Source organism: Variovorax boronicumulans (genome assembly GCF_030812215.1).
In the GTDB taxonomy this organism is placed as follows: Bacteria; Pseudomonadota; Gammaproteobacteria; order Burkholderiales; family Burkholderiaceae_C; genus Variovorax; species Variovorax boronicumulans_C.
Window position 1 is genome coordinate 134413 of the sequence record NZ_JAUSSG010000003.1, and the last position, 23353, is coordinate 157765.

The following is a 23353-nucleotide window of genomic DNA, read 5'->3' on the forward strand; positions in this document are numbered from 1 at the left end:
CCGCGCGTTCTCTCTTCTTACTTGATGAGGCCGGCCGACTTGCCCGCCGTCTCGATGCCGTCGTAGTTCGACGACTTCGTCGGAATGAACTTGCTGGCGCGCTGCAGCGCCATGATTTCCTTGTGCGCCGGGTTCGCGGGGTCGAGCTTCAGGAACGCGTCCGTCAGCTTCTTCTGCAGCGCCGCGTCCATGCCCGGGCGCACCGTCCAGTTGTAGTCGTAGTAGGTCGGCGTGGTCGCGAGCACGCGCACCTTGGCGGCGTTGGGGTTCTTCGACTCGACCAGCTTGTCCCACACCGAGGCGTTGAGCACACCGGCTTCGGCGCGCGATGCGGCAACGAAGGCCACGGTCGCGTCGTGCGCGCCCGAGAACGCGACGGTCTTGAAGTCCTTCTCGGGGTTGATGCCAGCCTGCAGCAGGAAGTAGCGCGGCATCAGGCTGCCGGAGGTGGAGGAGGGCGCGCCGAATGCGAAGGTCTTGCCCTTCAGGTCGGCCAGCGTCTTGGCGGTGCTGGCCACCGGCACGATGAACTTGCTGGTGAACACCTCGTCTTCCGCGCGCTGCACGATCGGCACCGCGCCGCCGTTGGTGCGGATGCGCGCCTGCACGAAGGTGAAGCCGCCGAGCCAGGCCATGTCGATCTTGTTCGTCGCCAGGCCCTCGACCACGGCGGCGTAGTCGGTCACGGGCGTGAACTGCACGTCCATGCCGGTTTCCTTCTTCAGGTAGTCGCCCAGCGGGGTGAACTTGCGCTGCAGTTCGGTGGGCGCCTCGTCGGGAATGGCCGAGACGCGCAGCACGCCCTGCGCGAGGGCGCCGAAGCTGGCGACCGAGACGGTGAGCGCGAGCGCGATGCGGGAGAGCTTGTTCATGAGGATGGCCTGTGGTGAGAACGATAAAAAGGGTGTATCGGCAGCGATGGGCGCAACGCGGGTGGGGCTTCGATAATCGCGGCTTGTCTCATCCGACCGAACCGCTTCCATGACCGATGCCGCATCCTCCAAGCTTCTGAATCCGCTGGCGCCGCTGCGACTCACCAGCTTCTCGCACGGTGGCGGCTGCGGCTGCAAGATCGCGCCCGGGGTGCTGTCGCAGATCCTGAAGAACCACGCGGGGGGAATGATCCCGCCCGAGCTCATGGTGGGCATCGAGACCGCCGACGACGCGGCAGTCTACAGGCTCAACGACCAGCAGGCGCTGATCGCGACCACCGACTTCTTCATGCCCATCGTGGACGACCCCTACGAGTTCGGGCGCATCGCGGCCACCAATGCGATCAGCGACGTGTACGCCATGGGTGGCCGGCCGATCATGGCGCTGGCGCTCGTGGCGATGCCGATCAACCAGCTGCCTGTGGAAGTGATCGCCGAGATCGTGCGCGGCGGGCAGGACGTGTGCCGCGCGGCCGGCATTCCGATCGCGGGCGGCCACACCATCGACTCGGTCGAACCCATCTACGGCCTCGTCGCGATGGGGCTGGTGCATCCGGACCGCGTGCGCCGCAATGCCGATGCGAAGGCCGGCGACGTGCTGGTGCTGGGCAAGCCACTCGGCGTGGGCGTGCTGTCGGCGGCGCTCAAGAAGGAGCAGCTGTCGGAGGCGGGCTACCGGCAGCTGATCGAGAACACCACCAGGCTCAACACGCCCGGCATCGCACTGGCTGCGCTCGACGGCGTGCACGCACTGACCGACGTGACGGGCTTCGGCCTCGCCGGCCACGCGCTCGAGTTGGCGCGCGGCGCGAAGCTGGCCGCGGTGCTCGAATGGTCGAAGGTGCCGCTGCTCGACAACGTGGCCGCGATGGCTGCCGAGGGCTTCGTCACCGGCGCATCGGGCCGCAACTGGGCGGGCTACGGTGCCGACGTGGAACTGGCCGCAGGTCTGCCGTCCACCGCGCAGAACCTGCTGAGCGATCCGCAGACTTCCGGGGGCCTGCTCGTGAGCTGCGCGCCTGAAGCGGTCGATGCGGTGCTGGAGATCTTCCGCAAGGAAGGCTTTGCAGCGGCGGCCGTCATCGGCCGCGTCGAGGCGGGAGAGCCCGCCTTGCGCGTCCTGCCCTGACCCCCTGCTTTTCGCGCCCGGCCTGCCCCAAGGGGGAAATAACCCTTGAACCCGCCCGCGGCAGTAGCCGTCGGCTATCGTTCGCGCCATGACCGACTCCCTCCGCCTTGGCTGGCGCACGCTCTGGCGCGACCTGCGCGCCGGTGAGCTGCGCCTCTTGATCGTTGCCGTGCTGCTGGCCGTGGCCGCACTCACGGCGGTCGGCTTCTTCGCCGACCGGCTGCAGGGCGGGTTGAAGCGCGATGCGCGGCAACTGCTGGGCGGCGATGCGGTGATCGTGAGCGACAACCCGACGCCCGATGCCTTCGTGGCGCAGGCGAAATCGCTGGGCCTGGAAGGCACGGCCACCTACGGCTTTCCCACCATGGCGCGGGCCGACGACGTGCAGGGCGGCGCGAGCAAGCTCGTGGCGCTGAAGGCGGTGACGACGGGGTATCCGCTGCGCGGCAACCTGCAGACCTCGACCACCTTCGCGGGCCCGGGCGAGATCACCCGCGACATCCCGCCGGCCGGCGAGGTGTGGGTCGATGCCTCGTTGCTCGATTCGCTCGGCCTGAAGATCGGCGACCCGCTGCTCCTGGGTGACACGAGCCTGCGCGTGGGCCGCATCATCACGCTGGAGCCCGACCGGGGCGCCGGCTTCATGAGCTTTTCGCCGCGCGTGATGCTCAACCAGGCCGACGTGGCGCGCACCGGGCTCGTGCAGCCGGCCAGCCGCGTGGGCTATCGCTACGCCGTGGCGGGCAGCGATGCGGCGGTCAAGCGTTTCACCGACTGGGCCGAGGCCACCATCAAGAAGGGCGAGTTGCGCGGCGTGCGGCTCGATTCCTTCGAAGGCGGCCGGCCCGAAATGCGCCAGACGCTCGAACGCGCCGAGAAATTCCTGAGCCTCGTCGCGCTGCTCGCGGCGCTGCTGTCGGCCGTGGCCGTGGCGCTCGCCGCGCGCGGATTCGCGGCCAGCCACCTGGACGACTGCGCGATGCTGCGCGTGCTCGGCCAGAGCCAGCGCACCATCGCGATGGCCTATGCCTTCGAGTTCGCGGTGATCGGCCTCGTGGCGAGCGGCATCGGCGTGGCCATCGGCTTTGCGGTGCACTACGTGTTCGTGCTGCTGCTGGCCGGGTTGGTCGAGACGGCGCTGCCCGCCGCCACGCTGTGGCCGGTGGCCTTCGGCCTCGGCATGGGGCTCACGCTGCTGTTCGCCTTCGGCCTGCCGCCGGTGCTGCAATTGGCGCGCGTGCCGCCGCTGCGCGTGATCCGGCGCGACGTGGGCGGGCTCAAGCCCGCATCGCTCGCGGTGCTCGGCATCGGCGTGGCGGGTTTTGCGGCGCTGCTGATGGCGGCGAGCAGCGACATCAAGCTCGGCCTGATCGCGGTCGGCGGCTTTGCGGGTGCCGTGGCCGTGTTCGCATTGCTCAGCTGGCTCGCGGTAAAGGTGCTGCGCCGCAGCGTCAACGAGACCACCGCGCCGCGCTGGCTGGTGCTGGCCACTCGGCAGATTTCGGCGCGGCCCGCCTATGCCGTGGTGCAGGTCAGCGCGCTCGCAGTGGGCCTGCTGGCGCTGGTGCTGCTCGTGCTGCTCCGTACCGACCTCGTCGCCAGCTGGCGCAAGGCCACGCCGCCCGACGCGCCGAACCGTTTCGTCATCAACGTGATGCCAGACCAGAGCGATGCGTTCCAGAAGTCGCTGCGCGATGCGGGCGTGGGCAAGTTCGACTGGTACCCGATGATCCGTGGGCGCCTGGTTGCGATCAACGACAAGCCGGTGACCCCCGACGACTACGTCGAGGACCGCGCCAAGCGCCTGGTGGACCGCGAGTTCAACTTGAGCAACGCCATGGAGGCGCCCGCGCACAACAGCATCACCGCGGGCGCATGGAAGCCCGGCGCGGCGGGCGAGGTGAGCGTGGAAGAAGGCCTGGCCGACACGCTGGGCCTGAAGCTCGGCGACACACTGCGCTTCGACATCGGCGGCATGCAGAACGACGCGCGCATCACCTCGCTGCGCAAGGTCGACTGGGGCTCGATGCACGCCAACTTCTTCGTGATGTACACGGTGGCCTCGCTGCCCGACGTGCCGGTCACCTACATGGGCGCCTTCCGCGCGCCCGAGACGCGCGGTTTCGACAACGCGCTGGTGCGCAGCTACCCGAACGTGACCAACGTGGACATGAGCGCGACCATCAACCAGGTGCAGCGCGTGCTCGACCAGGTGATCCGCGCGGTCGAGTTCCTGTTCGGCTTCACGCTCGCGGCGGGGCTGGTGGTGCTGTTCGCCGCGGTAACGGCCACGCGCGAGGAGCGGGCACGCGAGTTCGCGGTGATGCGTGCGGTCGGCGCACGCGCGAGCCTCTTGCGGCAGGTGCAGCGCGCCGAGCTGATCGGCGTGGGCCTGCTCGCGGGCTTTCTCGCGAGCATCGTGGCCTCGGTGATCGGCTGGGGGCTCGCGCGCTATGTGTTCGAGTTCACCTGGACCGCATCGCCGATCGTGCCTGTCGCGGGCGCGCTGGCCGGCGCGGCGCTCGCGCTGGCTGCGGGGTGGTGGGGCCTGCGCGACGTGCTGCGCCGCCCGGTGGTCGACACGCTGCGCCGCGCGGCCGAATAGGGACCGGCGGCACCGTACAGTTTTTTTCTTTCGCGATCGGCAAGACGGGGCCGGGGATGCAATACATTCCCCGGCCCCGTATTCATTTCAAGAAGAGAAATTCCTGCATGCGCTTGGCGTCATTCCAGATCACCAACTTTCGCTCGATCAACGACAGCGGCTCCATCGACTCCACACAGATCACGGCGATCCTCGGTCGAAATGACAGCGGCAAATCGAACCTGCTGCGCGCGCTCCACAGCCTGAACCCGGCCGAAGGCCTCGCAGAACTCAGTCCGATCAAGGACTTTCCGCGGCACCGCCGCCTCGAGGAATGCCGGGGCGACACGCCCGTCGTCGCGACGCGCTGGGCGCTCGACGACAGCGAACGCGCCGAACTGAAGGCGATTCTTCCGCGCGCATCGGACGTGCGCCATGTCACCGCGGGCCGGGGCTATGCCGCGGCGCGCTGGACCGGCCTCGAAGGCCTCGGCGAACTCTCGCTCGACGTGTCGGACATCAAGGGCAAGGTCCGCAAGATCGTGCCCGCCGTCAAGGCCGCGGCCGAGAAGGTCGCCGAAGCCGCCCGCGCCACGCTGGAGCAGGAGGCCGATGCCTTCGACGCCGCGATGATCCCGAGCCCCGACTACATCCGGTGGTCCGAAGGCGCGGTGAAGGCGCTGCAGGCCCTGCGCCGGGCGATGGCCGCGGCGGATGCCGAACTCAGCGACAAGCAGGAGCAGATGCTGGTCGAGCTGGAGGAGATGGCCCATGCCATTGCCAACGACACGCCCGCGCTTGCGAAGGCGAAGCAATGGGTGCTCGAAAAGCTGCCGCGCTTCGTCTACGTGGACGAATACCCCGCACTGCCCGGCCGCCAGAACATCGCCGACTACCTCGTGCGCAAGGGCTGGGGCCAGGCCATGCCCGAGCAGCGCAGCTTCGAGAAGCTCTGCAAGGTCGCGGGGCTCGATCCGCAGCTGCTGCAGGACCTGCTCGAGAAGAACGACCAGGCCACGCGCAACCAACTCGTGAACCGCGCGGGCTCGGTCGTCACCTCGGAAATCCGCCGGGTGTGGAAGGACCGCGAACTCAAGGTCCGCTTCAACCTCGACGGGCCGTACATGGACACGCTGGTGTCCGACCCGAACGGCGCCTACGAGGTCGAAGTGAATCTCGACGAGCGCAGCCGCGGCTTCCAGTGGTTCTTCTCGTTCTACATCACCTTCTTTGCCGACACGCGGGGCGCGGGTGATGCCATCTTGCTGCTGGACGAGCCGGGCCTGCACCTGCACGCGAATTCGCAGGCCGACCTGCTCGCGCACTTCGAACGCGACTTCGGCAACCAGATCGTCTATACGACGCACTCGCCGTTCATGGTGCCCGTGCACCGGCTGGATGCGGTGCGCACGGCCAGCATGAGCGAGGCGGCGGGGACGACGGTGAGCAACAAGGCCGAAGGGGATGCGCGGACGCTTTATCCGTTGCAGGCGGCGATTGCGCTGAGCCGGATGGGGAGTGAGCCGGTGAAGGCGCAGCCGAAGGAGAGCGTGCCGCGCGTCGAGGCCCCGCCCGCGGAAGCACGCATCGCAGAAACGGTCCTCTGATATACGGCTCGCCGCCTGCCTCAGCGCGCGGTGTCTTGCAGGAAGTCCCGGCCCATCGAGTCCAGGTCGCGCAACGAGAGGATCGGCGCGAACATGACGTCGCGCCGGTCCGTCGAGCGCTTCATGCCGAAGTACTGCTCGCCGATGGTTCGCTTCGTCATCTTGTAGAGGCGATCCTGGCCTTCTTCGGTGCCCTGCCCCAGGCGCGACATCGAAATTGCCGAAGCGTGGTGGCGCAGGTCGTGCTTCGAGAACACGAAGTTCAGCCCGGGCACGCTGTCGTTGATGTCGCGCTGCGTCAGCGCGATGAGCACGACGTTGTCACTCGCGTCGGGCAGACGCTGGCCGGCCCTGCGCGTCTCGGCCAGCACCTCGTCGGCCGAGTACTGTGCCCGGCCGCGCAACGCCGTTGTGGCGATCGGCGCCATGGGCGGCGAGGCCTTCACGTTCAGGTGCAGTTCGTCGGCGAGCACGCGCGCCATGCGTTGGGCGTCCTCGAGAGGGAAATCGTCCAGTGGCATCAGGTAGACCACCACGCGACCGTCCGTGGTGGCCCGCGCGGCGGGAGCCAAGGGCGCCATCACGTATGCACCGGGCGGTGGTGCCAGGCGCGTGATGGCAACGGATTGCGTCGTGGGTGGGGTCGGTTCAGTGGGTGTCGTCACCGCCTGGACCTCGGATTCTTTGTCGAGACCCGCGATGTTTTCAACGATAGTTTTCGGAATGGTCAGCGGTAACAGCACCGTGTCGAGCACCAGCGAGAAAGGTACGTCGATCTGCGTTGAGTGGCCGGTCGCCATCATGCGAGTGCCGGAATACGGCGCCAGCTTGCCGCACGAGTCGCAGAAGGCCGTGGCGATAGTGCCGCAGCCGCTCAGGGCGCCACTCAGGAGCAGGATCGCAAGGGCTCTGGAAGCTGTCATGGATGTTTCCCTCCATCTGTTTTTGCCGTTCCTCGTGCGGGCGATGGCGCACTCCTTGAGTTCGGTCTCAAACCGCACCAACCATGTGTCGGATGCGCGGGCATTTTTGGTGGGCTTCGGCGGACTGCAGGAACACGACCTTCATTGCGCGCCCTCTTGATCCAGTTCGGTGAACACCTCGTCCGCAGACCTGAATTCGCCCCGTTCGATTTCGTGATGGCCGAGCATCAGGACTTTCAGCAGTTCGGGAATCGCTTCGCGTTCTTCGTTGGAGCGGACCGAAGGGGTCTCCACTGTCTCTGTGGCGTGACTCTTGGGATCGTTGATGGGTTGGACCCGCGTCGAAGAATTCATTGGTCTCGCCCCGCTGTTGCCGTGGATCGGACGGATTGTGGTCTGAGTTAGGTCTTGCTTGCTTGTGCGATTGCGTCGTCGTCCTTGAACATGTGCTCCCCCGCAAAGTCCACGAACGCCCGCACCTTCGGCGACAGCTGCCGGCTCGATGACCACAGCGCCGAGAACTGCCCCTGGCGCACGAGGTGCGTCTCGAGCACGCGTTGCAGTTCGCCGCGGCAGAGCGAGTCGCGCGCGAGGAAGTCGGGCATGTAGGCCACGCCGAGGCCGGCCACGGCCGCGCCGAGCATGGCTTCCATGTTGTTGCACAGCAGGCCGGGCGGCAGTTGGGTGGGCAGGCCGGGCAGGTCCCAGTCCTCGATCTTTCCGCCGGTCACGAACTTGTAGCGCAGGCAACTGTGCCGGGCCAGGTCGGCCGGCACTTGCGGCACGCCGTGTTCGGCCAGGTAGGCGGGCGAGGCGACCAGCACGAAGTTGAACGGGCCGAGCCGGCGCGCCACGAGCTGCGAGTCGCCGAGCTCGCCGCTGCGGATCGCCACGTCCACGCCCTCGGCGATCACGTCGACCAGCCGGTCGTTGAAGTCGAGGTCGAGTTCGATCTCGGGGTAGCGCGCCTTGAAGGCCGGCAGGATCGGCAGCAGGAAGCGATAGCCGATGGTCGGCAGGCTCACGCGAAGGCGACCCCTGGGCGCTGCGACCGCGTCCTGCATCATGGCCCGCGCATCGTCGAGCTCATCGAGGATGCGGCGGCAGCGCTCGTGGAACATGGCGCCTTCCTCGGTCAGCCGCACATGCCGTGTGGTGCGGTTGAAGAGCCGCAGGCCCAGCTGCTGTTCGAGCCGCGCGACGTTCTTGCCCACGGCCGAGGCCGAGATGCCCAGCAGCCGCCCGGCCTTGGCAAAGCTCAACAGGTCGGCCGCCCGCACGAAGGATTCGAGTCCGCTGAAGCTGTCCATGGATTAACAACCTTGGGTTGGGAGTGTGAGGATCAATGGCGCCATTTTCATTCCATTGATTCCTTTCTATCTTCGGTGGCTCCTTTTCCACTTCGCGTGAAAGCCACCGATGTCTTCGCCTTCTCCTTCAAAGAACTGGCTGCTGGCCGCCGTCTGCCTCGCGGCGCTGGGCATGCCGCTGAGCTTCACCGGCCCGGCGGTGGTGCTGCCCGCGATCCGCGACGCATTGGGTGGCACCCCGGTGCAGCTGAACTGGGTGACCAACGCCTTCATGCTGAGCTTCGGCGCGACGCTGATGGCGGCCGGCGCGCTCGCCGATGCCTACGGCCGCAAGCGCGTCTTCCTGATGGGGCTCGCGGTGGTCGCGCTGAGCAGTTCGCTGCTGACGCTCGCGCCGGGCATCGTCGCCTTCGATCTCGCGCGTGCCTTGCAGGGGCTGGGCTCGGCGGCTGCGTTCGCGGCGGGCACGGCGGCGCTGGCGCAGGTGTTCGACGGCGCGGCGCGCACGCGGGCGTTCAGCTTCATCGGCACGTCGTTCGGCGTGGGGCTGTCGTGCGGCTCGATCCTCTCGGGCTGGCTCGCCGAGAGCTTCGGCTGGCAGTCGGTGATGCTGAGCCCGGGAGCGATCAGCCTTCTTGCGCTTTGCATCGCCTCGCTGAGCATGCGCGAGTCGAGCAATCCGCATGCGATGGGGCTCGACATGCCGGGCACGCTCACCTTCACCGCCGCGCTGACGCTGCTCACGCTCGGCGTGCTGCAGGCGCCCGACAGCGGCTGGGGCAGCCCGTGGGTGATCGGCGCGCTGGCGGGCGCGGCGCTGATGGGCGCGGCCTTCATCGCCATCGAGCGGCGCGTGGCGCATCCGATGCTCGACCTGTCGCTGTTCCGCTTTCCGCGTTTTGTCGGCGTGCAGCTGCTGGCTGCGGCGCCGGCCTATGGTTTCGTCGTGCTGCTGGTGCTGCTGCCGATCCGCTTCATCGGGCTGGAAGGGCGCAGCGCGATGGAGGCGGGCGTGTTCATGTTCGCGCTCTCGGGGCCGATCCTCGTGGTGCCGACGCTCGCGGCGTCGCTTGCGCACCGGTTTTCCGCCGGCGTGATCTCTGCAGTGGGCTTGCTGGTGTGCGCGGCGGGGTTGCTCTGGCTCAGTTACTGCGCGCCGGGCACGCCGCTGCACGCGATCGTGTGGCCGCTGCTCCTGATCGGCGCGGGCATCGGCCTGCCGTGGGGCCTGATGGACGGGCTCGCGGTGAGCGTGGTGCCGCGCGAGCGCGCGGGCATGGCGTCGGGCATCTTCAACACGGTGCGGGTGGCGGGGGAGGGCATCGCACTTGCGCTGGTCGGGGCGGGGTTGACGGCGCTGGTGGCGCTGCAACTGGGGCGCTTGCCCGCGCATCCCGGCGCGGCGGCATCGCAGGCGGCGCAGCGGGTGACGACGGGCGACCTGTCGCAGGCGCTCGCGCTGCTGCCGGGCGTGGACCGCGCGGCGCTGCTGCATGCGTATGGCGCGGCGTTCGGCACGCTGCTCTGCGTGCTGGCCGGCGTGACTGTGTTGACGGCGCTGGTGGTGTTCGTGTTCCTGCGTGGCGAGACCCACGCCGAAGCGGGCGCGGTCGCATTGGAGTCGTCGGCCTGTTGAAGGCAAGGCGTCACAAAGAACCTGCAGGTCTTCCTGTCCAATAGCGGCATGGAACACCTACCGAACGACGTGGCCGAGCGCCTCACCGAACTCGAGATCAAGTCGAGCTACGCCGACGATCTGCTGGAACAGCTGAACATGACGATCTACCGGCAACAGCAGCAGATCGACAGCCTGATCCAGCAGGTGGCGCACCTGCGGCAACTGAGCCAGAACGCGGGGCAGGACGGGGCGACGCGCAATCTTCGCGACGAGCTACCGCCGCATTACTGAACGGGAAAGCTCAGCCGTGCGAATGCCAGAGCACCGCGAAGAAATGGCAGGTGCTGCCGGCCAGCACGAAGAGGTGCCACACCGAATGGGCGAAGCGGATCTTGTTGTCGAACAGGAAGACGACGGCACCCGCGGTATAGAAGAGTCCGCCGGCCACGAGCCAGCCCAGCCCCGCCGGTGACATGCGCTCGTACAGCGGCACCGCCGCCATCAGCGCCATCCAGCCCATCGCCACATAGAGCCCGGTCGACCACAGCGGATGCTGCAGCCGGTTGAACAGCTTGGCACCCACGCCCAGCGCGGCCGCCGCGCAGATCGCGCCGAACAGCGTCCAGCCCCACGGCCCGCGCAGCACGCCGAACAAGAAGGGCATGTAGCTGCCCGCGATGAAGAGATAGATCGCCGCGTGGTCCAGCCGGTTGAACCAGGCCTTGGCCCGGCCGATGGGCAGCGCGTGGTACAGCGTGGAGATGAGGTACAGCACGATGGCCGTGCCCGCGAAGAGCGAAACGCCGACCACGCTGGCGGCCTGGCCCTTCTGGGCGGCGCTGTAGACCAGGATCGGCAGCGAGGCGATCGCCAGCAGCAGGCCGAGGCCGTGGCTCAGGGCGTTGAAGAGTTCTTCCATCCCGGTCTGGTCGCGCGCCGCAGAGGCCGGCTTTTTCTTCGGATCGACGGGAAGGGGCTGCAGCTGCATGGGTGGGCTATTCGTCATCATGAACAGAACCTCAGGAATCGGGTTTGGTTTCGCATGGATTCGCAAAACCGGCAGATCATGTTACTTGACCTGCTGTTTGCCGAGTTTGCGTGCCAATGTGCGCCGATGCATGCCGAGGCGCCGCGCGGTCTCGGAGATGTTGAAGCCGGTCTCTGCCAGCATCTCGTGGATGCGCTCCCATTCGAGCGTCTTGATCGAGGTCGAGCGGTTGGTCAGCTCCACCTCGGTGGTGCCGGTCGCGCGGCCGAAGGCGGCCTCGATGTCGTCGGTGTTCGAGGGCTTGGCGAGATAGTGGCAGGCGCCCAGCTTGATGGCCTCCACCGCGGTGGCGATGCTGGCGAAGCCCGTGAGCACCACGATCAGCGCCTTCGGGTTGTGCCGGTGCAGCATCTGCACGCAAGCCAGGCCCGAGGCCTCGCCGTTGAGTTTCAGGTCGACCACCGCATAGCCCGGCGATTGCTCCGGCGACCGGGTCTCCAGCAACGCCTCGACGTCCTCCGCATTGCTCGCATGCATCACCGTGTAGCCGCGGCGCTCGAAGGAGCGGCTGAGCGTGCGCGCGAAGGCCTCGTCGTCCTCGACGATCAGCAGCTGGCGTGGGGCTTGGGCGGTTTCTTCCGTCATGGCTTGGCGTTGGCGATGGGCTCTGCCGGCGAGGCCGCCTCGTCGTCGGCTTCCTCTTCTTCCAGCACGATGGCCGCGAGCGGCAGCGTGACGGTCACGATGGCTCCGCCCTCGGGTCGATTGCGCGCCGCGACGCGGCCGCCCAAGGTGCGCGCCACATTGGCGACGAGGAACAGCCCGAGCCCGCCGCCCGGGCGGCCCTTGCTCGACTGGTAGGGCTTGCCGAATTCCTTGAGGATCGCCGGCAGGAACCCCGGACCCGCGTCGGTGACGGTGATCGTGAGGTCGTCGGCATCGTGCGCCGCCTCGAGGCGCAACCAGTGCGGCGAGGCCTCCAGGGCGTTGTCCAGCACGTTGCAGATCATCTGCTTGAGGGCCGAGTCGGAGACCATGGGCAGGTCCTGGCCGAAGCGGTTGTCGTAGTCGAATTCCTCGACCGGGCGGGTGGTGCGCCACTCTTCCACGAGGTCATCGAGGAAGGTGCTCACCGTGGTTTCTTCGGACGACTCGCCGCGCGCCTCCCCAGCCGACAGGAGGATGCCGCTCACGATGCTCTTGCAGCGCTGTATCTGCAGTTCCATCTCGGCCACCTCGGTCAAAAGCTCGGGATCGGAGCTGAAGTGCGGCAGCCGCCGCCAGTCTCCGAGGATCACCGCCAGCGTGGCGAGGGGCGTGCCCAGTTCGTGCGCGGCGCCCGAGGCGAGCAGGCCCATGCGCACGATGTGTTCTTCTTCCGAGGCGCGCTGGCGCAGGTCGGCCAGCCGCGCATCGCGTGCGCGCAGGTTGCCGCTGATGCGGGTGATGAAGATCACCAGCAGCGCCGCGTTGAGCGCAAAGCACACCAGCATGCCCTGGATGTACGGGCTCCAGAGGCCCCGGTTGTGGTCCAGCGGCAGCGCGAGCGGGCGCGAGAACAGCGCAAGGCCTGCGAAGCACAGGCTGGTGATGACCACGATGGTCCAGGTCGACCAGGCCTTCAGCAGCACCGCACCCAAAATTACCTGCAGCAGGTAGAGAAAGACGAACGGGTTGGTCGCGCCGCCGCTCAGGTAGAGCTGGGCCGTGAGCGTGGCCACGTCGACCAGCAGCGCGAGGAACAGCTCGCCGTTGGTCACGCGGCGGTGGGTCCGCGAGCGCAGCAGGCTCACCATGTTGAAGAGGGCGAGGCAGGTGAGCACCTGCAGCATGTTGTCCAGCGGCAGCCGGATGCCGAAGCCGTAGTGCACCACCAGGATGGTGGCCACCTGCCCGACCACCGCGAACCAGCGCAGCTGGATCAGCTGCTGCATGTTCTTGTGGCCGGTGGCGTTGTCCAGGCTCGCCACGCCGGCGCGGGGGGCGGGCAGTTCGCCCGCGACCGCTTCAGTCGCGGCGCGCATCGGAGCGAGGGCTGGGGTCGGCATGGGCCGCATTTTCGCTGCTGCCGCCGGGAGCCCGCCCGGCGCGCCTGCGCCCGTCGCGCCAGACGAACCAGGCGGCGCCCAGCACCATCAGCGCGAGGCCATACCAGGTGAGGGCGTAGACGAGGTGGCTGTTGGGAAAGGTGATGACCGTGAGGCCGCGCACGGGGTAGTCGGCCATGTCGGCCGCTTGGGGCGAGATCGACGGATCGGCCTCGGCATCGACGAAGTAGGGCGCCACGTCATTCAGCCCGCGTGCCGCGCCGATGGCCTGCACGTCGCGCGAGAACCAGCGGTCGGCGGCGGGGTCGTTCTTGCGGAGGAAACCGCCCTGGGGTTCGGTGATGCGCAAGAGGCCGGCGACGGTGACTTCGCCCTTCACCTCGGTGGCTGCGCGGCTCGCGCGGTCGCGTGCTTCGGGCGGCACGAAGCCGCGATTGACCAGCACCACGGTCCCGTCGGCCGCACGCAGCGGCGTCAGCACCCAGAAGCCGGCGCCGAGCCGGGTGCTGGCCTGGGTCAGCGTTTCCTTGTCGTGCAGGAAGGTGCCGGTGAGGCGCACATGGCGGTATTCGTCGTTGGCCGCGCTCACTTGCGGCCAGTCGGCGCGCGCCGGGGGCTCGGCGGCCGGGGCATGCACGCGCTGGTCGACGCGGGCGATGAGATCGAGCTTCCAGGCCCTGCGCTCGACCTGCCAGGTGCCGAGCGCGAAGAAGCCGGCAAAGGCCAGCACCGCACAGACCGCCAGTGCCACCCGGGCGGCCGCGGAGCGCGGGCGGCCTGCCGGTTTGTCGTGGCTGGAGAGGAGGTCTGGCGGCGGTGTCGTCAAGGCATGTTCTTCATGTCGTGGACCGACATCGGCATCATGTTGGTGTTCATGTGGTACATGACCCAGAGCGAACCGGCCAGCGTGATGACGACCAGCACGATCGTGAAGATCAGCGCCAGCATGTTCCAGCCGCTCTCGGACTTGGCGTCCATGTGCAGGAAATAGATCATGTGCACCACGATCTGCACCGCGGCGAAGCCCAGGATGATGAGCGAGGTGGTGTTCGCGTTAGGAATCACCTTGCCCATGACGAGCCAGAACGGAATCGCCGTCAGGATCACGGCCAGCACGAAGCCGGTCATGTAGCCCTTGAAGGTGCTGTGGCTCACGGGGCCATCGTCGTGATGGTCGTCGTGCGCGTCATGACCGTGCGCGGCGGTGTCGATGTGGGCGCTCATTGAACAACCTTGCTGTGTGATACGTCGGCAATGCTCTTGTCGAGGAACACCGTGGAACCGGCTTTGCCGGGCCACTGGTGTTGCCCCCGGTAGGGGGAAGGAGAAGCGACACGAAGTGCGCGGAGCCTGGGGGCGAGCCTTATTGCCGCGCTCATGCCATCGATCCCATCAGGTAGACAAAGGTGAAGACGCCGATCCACACGACGTCCAGGAAGTGCCAGAACATCGACAGGCACATCAGGCGGCGGCGGTTCGCGGCGGTAAAGCCGTGCTTGGGCAGCTGGATCATCAGCACGATGAGCCAGATGATGCCGAAGCTCACGTGCAGGCCGTGGGTGCCCACCAGTGCGAAGAACGACGACAGGAACGCGCTGCGCTGCGGGCCCGCGCCTTCGTGCAGGAGGTGCGCGAATTCGTAGAGTTCGAGGCCGATGAAGCCCGCACCCAGCAGGCCCGTGATGGCCAGCCACACGAGCACGCCGCCCATGCGCTTCTTCTGCATCTCGAGCATCGCGAAGCCGTAGGTGATCGACGACAGCAGCAGCAGCGAGGTGTTGATCGCCACCAGCGGCAGGTCGAACAGGTCGGCGCCCGAAGGGCCGGCCGCGTAGTTGCGACCCAGCACGCCGTACACCGCGAACAGGCACGCGAAGATGAGGCAGTCGCTCATCAGGTAGAGCCAGAAGCCCAGCAGCGTGCCGTTCTCGGGGTGGTGGTCGTTGCCGACGTGGAACAGCTCGAACACGGGCGGCTTGCCGGTGTGGTCGCTATGGGCATGCACGCCCGCGGGCGTTTGGAGAGCAGTGGTATCAGACATGGGCGGCTCCCAGGAGGCGCGTGCGTTCGCCTTCGGTGCGAACGACGTCTTCCGCGGGGATGTAGTAGTCGCGCTTGTAGTTGAAGGTATGGATGATCACGGCGGCCAGCATGACGACGAAGCCGATGCCCGCCACGAGCCACATCTGCCAGATCAGCGCGAAGCCGCACGCCGCTGCCAGGGCCGCGATGATGAAGCCGGCGCTGGTGTTCTTGGGCATGTGGATCGGCGTGAAGCCTTCCAGCGGACGCGCGTAGCCGCGGCGCTTCATGTCGGTCCAGGCATCGTTGTCATGGATGCGCGGCGTGAACGCGAAGTTGTAGGCCGGCGGCGGCGAGGAGGTCGACCACTCGAGCGTGCGGCCGTTCCACGGGTCGCCGGTGGTGTCGCGCAGCGACTCGCGGCGGATGTAGCTCACCACCAGCTGGATGATGAACGAGGCGATGCCCAGCGCGATCAGCACGGCGCCGAAGGCGGCGATCTGGAACCAGATCTGCAGCGACATGTCCTGGAAGTGGCTCATGCGGCGGGTGACGCCCATCAGGCCCAGGATGTACAGCGGCATGAACGCGAACCAGAAGCCCACGATCCAGAACCAGAACGAGCACTTGCCCCAGAACGGATCGAGCTTGTAGCCGAAGGCCTTGGGGAACCAGTAGGTGATGCCCGCCAGCATGCCGAACAGCACGCCGCCGATGATCACGTTGTGGAAGTGGGCGATCAGGAACAGGCTGTTGTGCAGCACGAAGTCGGCCGGGGGAACGGCCAGCAGCACGCCGGTCATGCCGCCGATCACGAAGGTGATCATGAAGCCGATGGTCCACATCATGGGCAGCTCGTAGCGGATGCGGCCGCGGTACATGGTGAAGAGCCAGTTGAAGATCTTCGCGCCCGTCGGGATCGAGATGATCATCGTCGTGATGCCGAAGAACGAATTCACGCTGGCGCCCGAGCCCATGGTGAAGAAGTGGTGCAGCCACACGAGGTACGACAGGATCGTGATCACGACCGTGGCGTACACCATCGAGGCGTAGCCGAAGAGGCGCTTGCCCGAGAAGGTGGAGACCACTTCCGAGAAGATGCCGAAGGCCGGCAGGATCAGGATGTACACCTCGGGGTGGCCCCAGATCCAGATCAGGTTCACGTACATCATGGCGTTGCCGCCCAGGTCGTTCGTGAAGAAGTTGGTGCCGACGTAGCGGTCGAGCGACAGCAGGGCCAGCACGGCGGTCAGCACCGGGAAGGCGGCGACGATCAGCACGTTGGTGCAGAGGGCGGTCCAGGTGAAGACGGGCATCTTCATCATCGTCATGCCGGGCGCGCGCATCTTCACGATGGTGGCCAGCAGGTTGACGCCGGAGAGCAAGGTACCTACCCCCGCTATCTGCAACGACCATATGTAGTAGTCGACCCCCACGTCGGGACTGAAGAGAATGCCCGACAGCGGCGGATACGCGAGCCAGCCGGTCTTGGCGAACTCGCCGACGAACAGCGACGCCATCACGAGGCCGGCGCCGAAGGTGGTCATCCAGAAGCTGAAGTTGTTCAGGAACGGGAAGGCCACGTCGCGTGCGCCGATCTGCAGCGGCACCACGAAGTTCATGAGGCCCGTGACCAGCGGCATCGCCACGAAGAAGATCATGATCACGCCGTGGGCGGTGAAGATCTGGTCGTAGTGGTGGGGCGGCAGGAAGCCCGCGTTGTCGCCGAAGGCGAAGGCCTGCTGGGCCCGCATCATGATCGCGTCGGCAAAGCCGCGCAGCAGCATCACCAGCCCGAGGATGATGTACATGATGCCGATCTTCTTGTGGTCGATGCTGGTGATCCAGTCTCGCCACAGCACGCCCCACACCTTGAAGTAGGTGATGGCGCCCAGGAGGGCAATGCCGCCCAGCACCACGGCCGCGAAGGTCGCGAGCAGGATGGGCTCGTGATAGGGAATCGCCTCCCATGTGAGGCGGCCGAAGACGAGCTTCGTCAGGTCAAGGTTCTGCAACATCTTATTCTTCGGTAGTGCACATCGCGGTGACGTACTTGCGCGTGGGCGAATCGACGAGGGAGTCGGTCTGCCAGGCTTGCTTGGTGGCGACATTGAAGGCGCCGGGCTTGCCCAGTCCACCGTTGGCATCGATGGCCATCATTTCCTTCATGCACATCTTGTTGCGGTCGACGCAGAGATTCAGGATGGCGTCGTACAGGGTGGCGTCGACGGAGGCGTAGTGGCGCACGGGTTCGCGCTCGCTCGGCACTTCGAGCTTCAGGTACTTCTCGCGGGTCAGCTCGCCTTCCTTGCCGGCCTTGACCTTGGCAACCCACTGGTCGAAGTCGCCGTTGCTCAGGCCATGGAACTTGAAGCGCATGCCCGAGAAGCCCGCGCCGCTGTAGTTGGCCGAGAAGCCTTCGAATTCGCCTGGCTTGTTGATCACGGCGTGCAGCTTGGTCTGCATGCCCGGCATGGCGTAGATCTGGCCGGCCAGCGCGGGGATGAAGAAAGAGTTCATCACCGAGGAGGCGGTGATCTTGAAGCTGATCGGCACATCCACCGGCGCGGCAAGTTCGTTCACCGTGGCGATGCCCTGTTCGGGGTAGATGAAGAGCCACTTCCAGTCGAGCGCGACCACTTCGACCACCAGCGGCTTGGTCTCGGGCGAGATCTGGCGCTTGGCATCGAGGCGGCTCAGGGGCCGGTAGGGGTCGAGCGTGTGGGTGCTGATCCAGGTGATCGCGCCGAGCGCGATGATGATCAGCAGCGGCGCCGCCCAGATCGCGAGTTCGAGCTGGGTGGAGTGGTCCCAGTCGGGGCTGTAGGTGGCCTCCTTGTTCGACTGGCGGTAACGCCAGGCGAAGAAGATGGTCAGCGCGATCACCGGGATGATGATGATCAGCATCAGCACCGTGGACACGACGATGAGTCGGCCCTGCTGGTTGGCGATGTCGCCGGAGGGGTTCATGAGCACCGTGTTGCAGCCCGCCAGCAAGGCGAGGGGAAGCAAGACGAGCCATCGGCGAAGGGAGTGGAGGGTGGGCATGCCGAAGAGAAAGAAAGAGGTGCGTGGGCTGCGCAAAGACTCCACAATCTACGACCAAAGGTTCCCGCCGCCTATTGGACGTTTTGTCCTATGGCGGGAATCCCCGTTCGGTGAGACGCTTGGAGCCTCTGTTCAATGGTCTACCTTTGTCACTGCCGGTGACACCCGAATTACAAAACGCAATGACGACGACGTCCAGCATCAGTCCGCAAGGCGCACAGCCTGTGCCGAACACGTCCGGAAACGGCGCCAGCCTGAGCCAGAGCGGCGACGCCGATCACTCGCACATCGCCCCGGGCGAGATCGCGGTGGGCGTGATCATCGGCCGCGCTTCCGAGTATTTCGACTTCTTCGTCTACGGCATCGCCTCGGTGCTGGTGTTCCCGTACATCTTCTTTCCGTTCGAGCAGCGCCTGGAGGGAGTCCTTTACGCGTTCGTGGTCTTCTCGTTCGCGTTCATTGCCCGGCCGTTCGGAACTGTCATCTCGATGGCGATCCAGCGACGATTCGGGCGCGAAACCAAGCTGACGATCGCGCTGTTCCTTTTGGGCACGTCCACGGCCGGCATCGCTTTCCTGCCGGGCTACGAGAGCATCGGCTTCACCGCGATCGTTCTGCTGTCGGTGTTCCGTTTCTGCCAGGGCCTGGCGCTCGGCGGTTCGTGGGACGGCCTGCCCTCGCTGCTCGCCCTCAATGCCCCGCCGAACCGCCGCGGCTGGTACGCCATGCTGGGCCAGCTGGGCGCGCCCATCGGCTTCTTCATTGCCAGCGCGCTGTTCGCGTACCTCTACGCAAGCCTCTCGATCAAGGAATTCCTCGACTGGGGCTGGCGCTACACCTTCTACGTGGCCTTCGCGATCAACGTGGTGGCGCTCTTCGCGCGCCTGCGCCTGGTGGCCACCGAAGAGTATTCGCGCCTGCTCGAAGAGCGCGAACTGCAGCCGACCAGCGTGGTCGAGCTGACCCGCTCGCAGGGCGCCAACCTCTTGATCGGCGCGTTCGCCGCACTGGCCAGCTATGCGCTGTTCCACCTGATCACCGTGTTCCCGCTCTCGTGGATCACGCTGTACTCCGACCAGTCGATCACCGAATTCCTGATCGTTCAGATGATCGGCGCGGTGTTCTGCGCCGGTGGCATCGTGGCCTCGGGCCTGATCGCTGACCGCGTGGGACGCCGTTTCACTTTGGGTGGCCTCGCCGCGATGATCGCTGTGTTCAGCGGTTTTGCGCCCACGCTGCTGGACGGCGGCCGCATCGGGCAGGACGTCTTCATCCTGCTGGGCTTCGTGCTGCTGGGCCTCTCGTACGGCCAGGCTGCAGGTGCCGTGACCTCGAACTTCGAACCCAAGTACCGCTACACCGGCGCGGCGCTCACGGCCGACCTGGCCTGGCTGATCGGCGCCGCGTTCGCACCGCTGGTCGCGCTGGGGCTGTCGGCGAACTTCGGGTTGGCCTACGTGAGCGTCTACCTGCTCTCGGGTGCGGCCGGCACGCTGGCGGCGCTGGGGTTGAACCGGGCGCTGGTGCGCGACTGAACGAACGGCGCACTGCCGACGTTCTCGACAAGGGGCCTCCGGGCCCCTTTTTCTTTTCCGATGCCGCGGCGCACTGACTTAGGATTCACCCATGTTCTCCGCCGCCATCTTCGACATGGACGGGCTCCTCATCGACTCGGAGCGGCCCATCATGGCCGCCTGGATCGAAGCGGCCCGCACGCTCGACATCGAGCTTTCGCACACGCAGTACCTGCAGGTCGTGGGCCTTGCCACCTCGGAGTCCGAGGTGATCCTGGGCACGCTGCTCGGCGGGCCCGATGCCTACCGCCACGCGATCGCGCATGTGCGCAAGCGCCTGCAGCTGGAGCGCTCCGACGGCACGCCGCTCTTTCCCATCAAGCCCGGAGCGGCCGAGTTCCTCGCCGCATTGCGCCAGCGCGGCACGCGTTGCGCGGTGGCTTCGTCGTCCACCAGCGGACAGATCCAGGCCTGCCTCGGCAGTCTCGATGTGCTCCATCACTTCGATGCCTTCGCGGGCGGCGACGAGGTCGCGCGCGCCAAGCCCGATCCGGCGCTCTACCTGCTCGCGGCCTCGCGCCTGGGTGTGGACCCTGCCGAGTGCATCGCCTTCGAGGACAGCGAGAACGGCGCCAAGGCCGCGCTGGCGGCGGGCTTGCGCGTCGTGATCGTTCCGGACCTCAAGCACCCGCCTGCATCGATCGTCGAGCGGGCGTTCCATGTGCTCGATTCGCTGCACGATGCGACGGCGCATTTGCCGCGCTGGTTTCCCGGCGAGATGGTGCGGCCATGACCCTCAAGATCGGCACTCTGTGCCACGTCGTCGACAGCTGCCTCGCCTCGCCGATGACCGAGCGCGCGGTCGGTCGCATCGTGGAGGTGGTCTCCGCGCCCTATGAAGCGCCCAGCGAGCGCTACCTGCCCGGCACCTACTACGACGTGCTGTTCGAGGGCTGGACCTTCTATTGCCGCAGCGACAAGCTCGTGCCCATCTCCGATCCCGGTGCGGACGTCGGCAGCTGGGAAGACGAATTCATCGACCTCCCCGCCGGCTCGCCTCAGAGCACTTCGTCGCGCAGCTGCGGGAACACCTTCGACACCTTCGCGAGCAGGTAGTCGCCATAGCGGCCGCTGAAGGCGTGCACGTTGGCGCGGTCCCAGCGCTCTGCGCTGTCGTCGAGGGCTTCCGCACCCGCAAGCCCTTCGATGCGCTGCACGCGCGCCTCGAAATTCGGATCGAAGAACAACGGAAACGACAGCCGGTCGCGCCCCGAGGTGTTGCGCTTCACGCGGTGCGGCGTCGACTTGTAGAGCCCGCCGGTCATGCGGTCGAGCATGTCGCCGATGTTGCAGACGAAAGAGCCGGCAATCGGCGGCGCATCGATCCAGCCGCCCGGCGTGTGTACCGCGAGGCCGCCCACGGTGTCCTGGTGAAGGATGGTGAGAAGGCCATAGTCGGTGTGTTCGCCGACGCCCCATTGCACATCGAGCCCTTCGGGCACGGGCTGCGAGGGGTAGTTGAAGAGGCGGAACAGGATCAGCGGATCGGCCGTGTAGCGCTCGGCGAAGTACGCGGCGGGCAGGCCGAGACTCAGCGCAATGCCTTCCATCAGCCGATGACCGAGCTGCGTCACCGCGGCCATGTAGTCGAGGATGGTTTCGCGAAAGCCCGGCACGTCGGGAAAGAGGTTCGGCCCGTGCACCGGCGTCTTCGCCAGCACCCGCGGATGCGTCGCGGGCAGTTCGGTGCCGAGGTAGAGGCCTTCCTTCCAGTCGGGCCGGCCCGAGGTCAGCTCGCCGCCGAGCGGGAAGAAGCCGCGCCACGCGCGCCCGCCGAGGGCCATGCGCCACTGCATCTTGGTTTCTTCGGGCAACTCGAAGAACTGGTGGCTCAGGTCTTCGAGGCGCTGCACCAGCGCCGCATCGACGCCGTGGCCTGTGACGTAGAAGAAGCCGTGCGCGCGACAGGCGGCGCCGATCTGCGCGGCCACGTCGCTGCGTTCGGGCGCGCCGGCCACGAGCGGCGCGACGTCGATCACGGGCAGCGAAAGAAGTGGGTCGATAGTGGTCATGGTCGAAGAGAGCATGTCACGCGTCGCGCGCGAACGGCGAGCGGATGTCCGAAAGAAACTGCTGCGCGCGCGGATGCTGCGGCCGGTTGAAGAAGTCGTCGGGCGTGGCGCGCTCCAGCACCTTGCCCTCGTCCATGAAGATCACGCGGTCGGCCACCTCGCGCGCGAAGCCCATCTCGTGCGTCACGCAGACCATGGTCATGCCGTCGCGCGTGAGGTCTCGCATCACCAGCAGCACCTCGCCGACCATCTCGGGGTCGAGCGCGCTGGTGGGCTCGTCGAACAGCATCAGCGGCGGCTGCATCGCGAGCGCACGCGCAATCGCCACGCGCTGCTGCTGGCCTCCCGACAACTCGCTCGGCCATGCATTGGCCTTGTTCGCAAGGCCCACGCGGTGCAACAGCGCCAACGCGCGCTCGTCGGCTTCCTTGCGCGAGAGGCCGCGCAACTGCATCGGCGCCATCGTGCAGTTCTGCAGCACCGTCAGGTGCGGGAACAGGTTGAACTGCTGGAACACGAAGCCGATGCGCGAGCGGAACGCGTTCACGTCGGTGCCGGGCGCGTGGATGTCCTGGCCCTCGAACAGAATGCGCCCCGACTGGATCGGCTCCAGCCGGTTGAATGTGCGGATCAGCGTCGACTTGCCCGAGCCCGAAGGTCCGCACACCACGACGACCTCGCCCTTGTGGATGGTCTCGTTGATGTCGACCAGGGCCTGGTAGCTGCCGTACCACTTGTTGACGTTCTGCAGTTCGATCATGCGGACACCTTGGGGGCCGTTGTGAGCATTAAGTAACCTCCGCGCTTCGCGCTGCGGTGCGAGCTTGCTTGGGGCGGCCCGGCGCGGCGCTCATGCCGCGGCGCGCAAGCCGCCGCTCCAGCCAGTAGGCGAAGCGCGAGAGGCCGAAGCAAAGAATGAAGTACGTGCCGCCCAGGATCAGGTAGATCTGCGCCGGCTTGGTGAACACCTGCGTGTTGATCTGCGTCGCGATGAACGACACCTCCGCCAGGCCGATGATGTAGCCGAGCGAGGTCTCCTTGATGGTCGAGACGAACTGGTTCACCAGCGAGGGCAGCATGCTGCGCAGTGCCTGCGGCAGCACCACGAGGCGCATCGCGCGGAAGTAGCTCAGGCCGAGCGCACGCGCCGTTTCCATCTGCCCGCGCGGCAAGCCCTGGATGCCGGCGCGCACGATCTCGGCGAGGTAGGCGGCATCGAAGATCACCAGCGCGATCAGCATGGTGGTGAACTGGTCGGTCTTCACGCCCGTCACGCTGGGCAGGAAGAAGTAGGCCCAGAAAATCACCATCAGCAAAGGCAGGCCGCGCACCACGAACACGAAGCCCGTCACCGGCCAGCGCAGCCACCGCCAGGGGCTCACGCGCGCGAGGCCGAGCACGATGCCCAGAGGCAGCGCGAGCACCAGCCCGCACGAGGCCAGCAGCAGCGTGAGCACCAGCCCGCCGAGCGGGCCGTTGGGGTACTGCCCGATGAGGAAGTAGACCCAGTAGTCGTTGATGATCTGCAGCATCAGCAATGGCCCCCACGCTCGGCACT

At 66.8% G+C, this 23353-nt stretch carries 24 protein-coding genes; 9 read left to right on the forward strand and 15 right to left on the reverse strand.

From position 1 onward, the window contains the following. Nucleotides 1–17: 17 nt before the first annotated feature. Nucleotides 18–872 (reverse strand): putative selenate ABC transporter substrate-binding protein, encoded by an 855-nt coding sequence (locus J2W23_RS09975; RefSeq protein WP_307648592.1) that lies wholly within the window; start codon nt 870–872, stop codon nt 18–20. A 109-nt stretch (nt 873–981) separates the two neighbouring features. Between J2W23_RS09975 and selD the strand changes: the two genes are divergently transcribed. From selD to J2W23_RS09990, 3 genes are all read left to right on the forward strand, one after another. Then, complete coding sequence (gene selD, locus J2W23_RS09980; protein ID WP_307648593.1) at nt 982–2061, forward strand: selenide, water dikinase SelD; 1080 nt, start codon at nt 982–984, stop codon at nt 2059–2061. Nucleotides 2062–2149: 88 nt separating this feature from the next. Continuing rightward, nucleotides 2150–4666 (forward strand): ABC transporter permease, encoded by a 2517-nt coding sequence (locus J2W23_RS09985; protein ID WP_307648594.1) that lies wholly within the window; start codon nt 2150–2152, stop codon nt 4664–4666. Nucleotides 4667–4773: 107 nt separating this feature from the next. Then, nucleotides 4774–6252, forward strand: coding sequence for an AAA family ATPase (locus J2W23_RS09990; RefSeq protein ID WP_307648595.1), 1479 nt, complete (start codon nt 4774–4776; stop codon nt 6250–6252). A gap of 20 nt (nt 6253–6272) precedes the next feature. Here J2W23_RS09990 and J2W23_RS09995 read toward each other — a convergent pair whose 3' ends face one another. After that, nucleotides 6273–7175 carry a YceK/YidQ family lipoprotein gene (locus tag J2W23_RS09995; RefSeq protein ID WP_307648596.1) on the reverse strand — a complete coding sequence of 301 codons (903 nt, stop codon included), beginning with the start codon at nt 7173–7175 and terminating at the stop codon, nt 6273–6275. Between J2W23_RS09995 and J2W23_RS10000 the strand changes: the two genes are divergently transcribed. Further along, a complete protein-coding gene (locus tag J2W23_RS10000) occupies nt 7174–7335 on the forward strand; it encodes a hypothetical protein (protein ID WP_307648597.1) in 162 nt (53 codons plus the stop codon). The genes J2W23_RS09995 and J2W23_RS10000 overlap by 2 nt on opposite strands. Here J2W23_RS10000 and J2W23_RS10005 read toward each other — a convergent pair. Then, nucleotides 7317–7529, reverse strand: a complete 213-nt coding sequence (locus tag J2W23_RS10005) for a prevent-host-death protein (RefSeq protein WP_176659467.1) — start codon at nt 7527–7529, stop codon at nt 7317–7319. The genes J2W23_RS10000 and J2W23_RS10005 overlap by 19 nt on opposite strands. Nucleotides 7530–7576: 47 nt before the next feature. Continuing rightward, nucleotides 7577–8485: a LysR family transcriptional regulator gene (locus J2W23_RS10010; RefSeq protein WP_307648598.1), complete on the reverse strand. Its 909-nt coding sequence runs from the start codon at nt 8483–8485 to the stop codon at nt 7577–7579. Nucleotides 8486–8594: 109 nt separating this feature from the next. Between J2W23_RS10010 and J2W23_RS10015 the strand changes: the two genes are divergently transcribed. Both J2W23_RS10015 and J2W23_RS10020 read left to right on the forward strand, forming a co-directional pair. Beyond that, complete coding sequence (locus J2W23_RS10015) at nt 8595–10121, forward strand: MFS transporter (RefSeq protein WP_307648599.1); 1527 nt, start codon at nt 8595–8597, stop codon at nt 10119–10121. A 48-nt stretch (nt 10122–10169) separates the two neighbouring features. Next, nucleotides 10170–10394 carry a SlyX family protein gene (locus J2W23_RS10020; protein WP_176659470.1) on the forward strand — a complete coding sequence of 75 codons (225 nt, stop codon included), beginning with the start codon at nt 10170–10172 and terminating at the stop codon, nt 10392–10394. 10 nt (nt 10395–10404) lie between these two features. Here the strand turns inward: J2W23_RS10020 and trhA are convergent, their stop codons facing one another. The 8 genes from trhA to cyoA all read right to left on the reverse strand — a co-directional run bounded on the left by trhA (nt 10405) and on the right by cyoA (nt 18209). Then, a complete protein-coding gene (gene trhA, locus J2W23_RS10025) occupies nt 10405–11091 on the reverse strand; it encodes a PAQR family membrane homeostasis protein TrhA (RefSeq protein ID WP_176659471.1) in 687 nt (228 codons plus the stop codon). 81 nt (nt 11092–11172) lie between these two features. Then, a complete protein-coding gene (locus J2W23_RS10030; protein ID WP_176659472.1) occupies nt 11173–11736 on the reverse strand; it encodes a response regulator transcription factor in 564 nt (187 codons plus the stop codon). After that, nucleotides 11733–13115: an ATP-binding protein gene (locus J2W23_RS10035; RefSeq protein ID WP_176659852.1), complete on the reverse strand. Its 1383-nt coding sequence runs from the start codon at nt 13113–13115 to the stop codon at nt 11733–11735. Before J2W23_RS10035 ends, J2W23_RS10030 begins: the two co-directional genes overlap by 4 nt. After that, on the reverse strand, nt 13099–13965 hold the full coding sequence (locus tag J2W23_RS10040) for an SURF1 family protein (protein WP_307648600.1): 867 nt from the start codon (nt 13963–13965) through the stop codon (nt 13099–13101). Before J2W23_RS10040 ends, J2W23_RS10035 begins: the two co-directional genes overlap by 17 nt. Next, nucleotides 13962–14363, reverse strand: coding sequence for a cytochrome o ubiquinol oxidase subunit IV (gene cyoD / locus J2W23_RS10045; protein WP_307648601.1), 402 nt, complete (start codon nt 14361–14363; stop codon nt 13962–13964). Before cyoD ends, J2W23_RS10040 begins: the two co-directional genes overlap by 4 nt. Before the next feature lie 151 nt (nt 14364–14514). After that, entirely contained in the window at nt 14515–15180 is a 666-nt protein-coding gene (cyoC, locus tag J2W23_RS10050) for a cytochrome o ubiquinol oxidase subunit III (protein ID WP_176659475.1), read from the reverse strand. Then, the gene (gene cyoB, locus J2W23_RS10055) at nt 15173–17179 is read right to left on the reverse strand and encodes a cytochrome o ubiquinol oxidase subunit I (protein ID WP_307648602.1); all 2007 of its coding nucleotides are present in this window, start codon (nt 17177–17179) and stop codon (nt 15173–15175) included. The genes cyoC and cyoB overlap by 8 nt, the downstream gene beginning before the upstream one ends. A gap of 1 nt (nt 17180) precedes the next feature. After that, nucleotides 17181–18209, reverse strand: coding sequence for a ubiquinol oxidase subunit II (gene cyoA, locus J2W23_RS10060; protein ID WP_176659477.1), 1029 nt, complete (start codon nt 18207–18209; stop codon nt 17181–17183). 182 nt (nt 18210–18391) lie between these two features. Between cyoA and J2W23_RS10065 the strand changes: the two genes are divergently transcribed. The 3 genes from J2W23_RS10065 to J2W23_RS10075 all read left to right on the forward strand — a co-directional run bounded on the left by J2W23_RS10065 (nt 18392) and on the right by J2W23_RS10075 (nt 20839). Next, nucleotides 18392–19744: an MFS transporter gene (locus tag J2W23_RS10065; protein ID WP_176659478.1), complete on the forward strand. Its 1353-nt coding sequence runs from the start codon at nt 18392–18394 to the stop codon at nt 19742–19744. 91 nt (nt 19745–19835) lie between these two features. Beyond that, the gene (locus J2W23_RS10070; RefSeq protein WP_307648603.1) at nt 19836–20516 is read left to right on the forward strand and encodes an HAD family hydrolase; all 681 of its coding nucleotides are present in this window, start codon (nt 19836–19838) and stop codon (nt 20514–20516) included. After that, complete coding sequence (locus tag J2W23_RS10075) at nt 20513–20839, forward strand: hypothetical protein (RefSeq protein ID WP_307648604.1); 327 nt, start codon at nt 20513–20515, stop codon at nt 20837–20839. The genes J2W23_RS10070 and J2W23_RS10075 overlap by 4 nt, the downstream gene beginning before the upstream one ends. On the opposite strand, the gene J2W23_RS10080 is transcribed toward J2W23_RS10075, so the two are convergent. Genes J2W23_RS10080 through J2W23_RS10090 form a run of 3 tightly spaced genes read right to left on the reverse strand, consistent with a single transcriptional unit; the run spans nt 20782 to nt 23327 of the window. Beyond that, entirely contained in the window at nt 20782–21795 is a 1014-nt protein-coding gene (locus tag J2W23_RS10080) for an isopenicillin N synthase family dioxygenase (protein ID WP_307648605.1), read from the reverse strand. The two genes, J2W23_RS10075 and J2W23_RS10080, sit on opposite strands and share 58 nt — an antisense overlap. A 16-nt stretch (nt 21796–21811) precedes the next feature. Continuing rightward, nucleotides 21812–22555, reverse strand: coding sequence for an amino acid ABC transporter ATP-binding protein (locus J2W23_RS10085; protein WP_307648606.1), 744 nt, complete (start codon nt 22553–22555; stop codon nt 21812–21814). 28 nt (nt 22556–22583) lie between these two features. Further along, the gene (locus J2W23_RS10090; RefSeq protein WP_176659484.1) at nt 22584–23327 is read right to left on the reverse strand and encodes an amino acid ABC transporter permease; all 744 of its coding nucleotides are present in this window, start codon (nt 23325–23327) and stop codon (nt 22584–22586) included. Between the last annotated feature and the right edge of the window lie 26 nt (nt 23328–23353).